The organism is Geofilum rubicundum JCM 15548 (assembly GCF_000974365.1).
GTDB classification, from domain to species: Bacteria; Bacteroidota; Bacteroidia; order Bacteroidales; family Marinilabiliaceae; genus Geofilum; species Geofilum rubicundum.
On the sequence record NZ_BAZW01000119.1, the window covers coordinates 1 to 3521 of the forward strand.

General features: G+C 38.8%; 2 protein-coding genes and 1 pseudogene. All 3 read left to right on the forward strand.

Going from position 1 to position 3521, the window contains the following annotated elements:
• Positions 1-202, forward strand: a pseudogene (locus JCM15548_RS22055) (ABC transporter ATP-binding protein); the annotation flags it as partial.
• Positions 202-1539: an HlyD family secretion protein gene (locus JCM15548_RS20115; protein WP_062128971.1), complete on the forward strand. Its 1338-nt coding sequence runs from the start codon at positions 202-204 to the stop codon at positions 1537-1539. The pseudogene JCM15548_RS22055 and the gene JCM15548_RS20115, both read left to right, overlap by 1 nt.
• A 180-nt stretch (positions 1540-1719) precedes the next feature.
• On the forward strand, positions 1720-3120 hold the full coding sequence (locus JCM15548_RS20120; RefSeq protein WP_157483026.1) for a hypothetical protein: 1401 nt from the start codon (positions 1720-1722) through the stop codon (positions 3118-3120).
• The last annotated feature ends 401 nt before the right edge of the window (positions 3121-3521 follow it).

The window sequence follows — 3521 nt, forward strand, 5'->3', positions numbered from 1 at the left end:
AATTATGGAGAACCTCGATCAGTTTTTCGAGGGACGAACCGTGGTGGTGGTTGCACACCGCTTAAGTACAGTGCGCAATGCCCATCAGATCATTGTACTTGAAAATGGCAGTATTACTGAGACCGGTTCACATTTAGAACTGGTTGAACGTTCCGGTGCGTATTTTAATTTGGTTAAAAACCAACTTGAATTGGGGAACTGATGAAGGATAATTTACATATTACAAAAGACGAGATCGATTCTGTTCACCTTCGAAGCGAAGAGGTGAAGGAAATTATGAACAAAGTCCCAAGTCGTATTATTCGGTGGGGTATCTCGGTTATCGTTCTAATTATTGTTGCTGTTTTTAGTTTTGCTTTTGCTTTTAGATATCCCGATATTATTTATGGGACTTTTTATTTGCAAACAACTAATCCGCCAGCTTTCTTACTTGCTCGCTCTACTGGCAAGTTACAAGCATTGCTGGTATCCGAAGGTGACACTGTTAGCCCTGGACAGATTTTAGCAGTTATCGAGAATCCGGCAGATTTTGAGGCTTATCTAAACTTAAAATACTTGACTGGCTTAAAACCTGAGCCACTCAAAACTCGAGTGATATTGGATTCATTAAATTCTATAAATATCAGATTTGGTGAATTGCAAATACCTTTATCTGCATATGTTAAATCACTTGACGCATACAAATCGTATATAGAACTTGATTTATATGGTGTTCAAAGAAAGTCTGCTCAAGTTAAAATTGACCAGCTTATAAACCATAGTGTGCTTTTGCAGAGTCAAATCAACACGGAAGAGTTAAATTTCAAGTTAGCCAAACAGGCGTTTTTCCGGGATTCCCTACTAAATATTCAAAAGGTTATAGCGCCCTTGGATTATGAGAATGCACAAAAGAGCTTATTGGCTAAAAAAATGGCATTAACCAATGCAGAGATAACTTTGTCGAACACCCAACTTACATTGGCTGATTATCGACAGCAATTTGCGCAACTTTATTTAAACGAAAAGCAACTTGAATCCGAACTTATTAGTACTATTGAGCAAAATGAGGGGAGTCTTCTTAGTGCACTTTCGGAGTGGGAGAGCCGCTATTGTTTAAGGAGTCCTATCCTTGGAAAAGCCTCTTTTTCTGGGATATGGAAAGAAAATCAGAACGTCGGAACTGGGCAACATTTGATGACTGTTTTACCTTTTGAGCAGACCGAAATTACCTGTCAAATCATAATCCCAGTTCACCGGGCAGGTAAATTGCAGCCGGGTCAGGAAGTTAACCTCAAATTCTCTGATTTCCCTCACCGGGAATACGGAATGCTTGTCAGTACGTTAAATTCGATATCATCCGTACCCGATAGTGCTTATGTCGGAACAGCGTTTATAGCTGACTCTTTAGTTACTAACTATGGTCGTTTATTGCCTTTCAAACAAAATATGCAGGGAGTTGCTGAAATAATAGCCGAGGATTTAAGCTTGGCACAGAGATTATTTTACCCTTTACAGGCCATTTATAAGAATCACATCGATTTTGGTAAGCGAGAGGATTAGAGTACACCACACCTTCCAGTTATCAATCTTTCTTATAGCAACGCGACCAATAATCTTCAATTAAAGTATTGAGCTTGAAGTAAGGTTTTATTTCTTTTTACGTAATCAAGGAAACTGGTCATGTGTCCAATTTTTGATTTTATACAAATTATATATAAGCGTGTGTTTTACATGGTTTGTTTGGTGTTTCTCGGTTTTGCCGCTATCTCTTGTGAGCCTGAATATCAGACATCCAACAGTGATTTGAGCTTTGACCGTGACACACTGGTGCTGGATACCACCTTTGCTTATCTGGGTAGTCCTACGAATAGCCGGCTTCGGCTGAACAATAGCAGCAAGCATCCAACGGAAGGTGTTGTTTTGAGATTGGCAGGAGGCGCAGGCTCAATATATACCATCAATGTAAATGGCGAGTCGGGTACTTATTTTGATGATTTAAGTGTCAGGGGTAAGGACAGTTTGTTTGTATTTGTTCAGATCAAACCATTTGAGTTTCCTACTTCCATAGATAACGGTGTTCATCTACTAACAGATAGTATTATTATTGAAAGTGGACCTTATGTTAGAAAGGTCGTGTTATCCACACCAATAATCCATGCTGATATTAAATCAGGGCATGTATCGGATGAGATATGGGAGAGCAATCGGTATATTCTGGTGACTGAAGATGCTATTATTCCAGCCAACCATCAGCTGACAGTTGAACCCGGATGCAATGTGAATTTTAGGGCTAATGCCGGATTGATTGTTGAGGGGAGCCTGGTGGTTAACGGAGAATGTGGCAGTCCCGTTTTGTTTAGGGGGCACAGGCACGACTACCTTACTTCATCGGTGCCCTATACCAAAGTCCCTGATCAATGGAAAGGTATTTGGTTAAAAAGTGGAAGTCAAAATAACTTGTTGAACCATAGTGTCGTCCGTAACGCATCAATTGGTATACAAGTCGGTGAACAAGGCAAGGAAGGCAGTGATCTGGAATTAAATAATTGCAGGTTGCTGTATAATGGTGAGGCAAATGTTATAGGATACAATGCTCAAATATCCATGTTTAACTGTGTGCTTTCCAATTCAATTGATCAGGTGCGTCTTTTTGGAGGGGGAGTTGATATGGTGCATACCACCATCGCTAATTATAATGAATGGAACCAGGGGAAAAGAGGGTTTGCGTTATATTTGGCTGATAAAGACGAGGATGAGCTTGAATATGCTTTTGCTGCATCAAATATCTCCAATAGTATAATATATGGCTGGAATGCAGAAGAACTGTTTTTCTCTTCAGAGGATATTCCAGATTTTTTCACCTTGGAAAACAGTATTGTTAGGACTGATTATTTTCCCAAAAGTACAACCAATACCAATCCCCAATTTCGAAGCCTGGATCGCTACAAGTATGATTTTCGCTTAACCAAGAGTTCTCCTGCTATTGATGCAGGGGGCGATAGGGATGATCATAGACAAGAATACGATGTTTTATGCCACCTAAGAGACTTCAAGCCAGATATTGGGGCCTATGAGTATGTGGATGAAGAAGGATATGGTGTGAATGTCGATTTTTTAGAATTAGAATGGATGTATTTTTAAAATTTATTTGTTGCATATCATTTTTTTTTTCTTTCTTTGCTTTCGTAAAAGGATTATTAAAATTCCCCTGTTTTTTTTGATGAAGAAAGACAGCCTGCTAACTTTAACCTAAATACCCATGCTACATTCTGCGAATAGACGTATCTTCTTCTTTGGAAAAATGAACCTTTCGGGGTTTGAAATCCCTATTATTACCTTTTTTAATTCATTTTTATTATTGCCTGAAAAGGCTTAGATCTTGTAAGGGAAAACTCTAAAGTGAACCCTTTGAGGGGGAATTCCATTGCCAATTTTTTGATTAAAGAAAAGAGACTTTTTTTAAGATGAGGTGCCTATTCTCGGATTCTTAAGTGTGTTTCAAAAATGATTAAAAGACTGCCTATGTAAAGAACTTGTGCCAA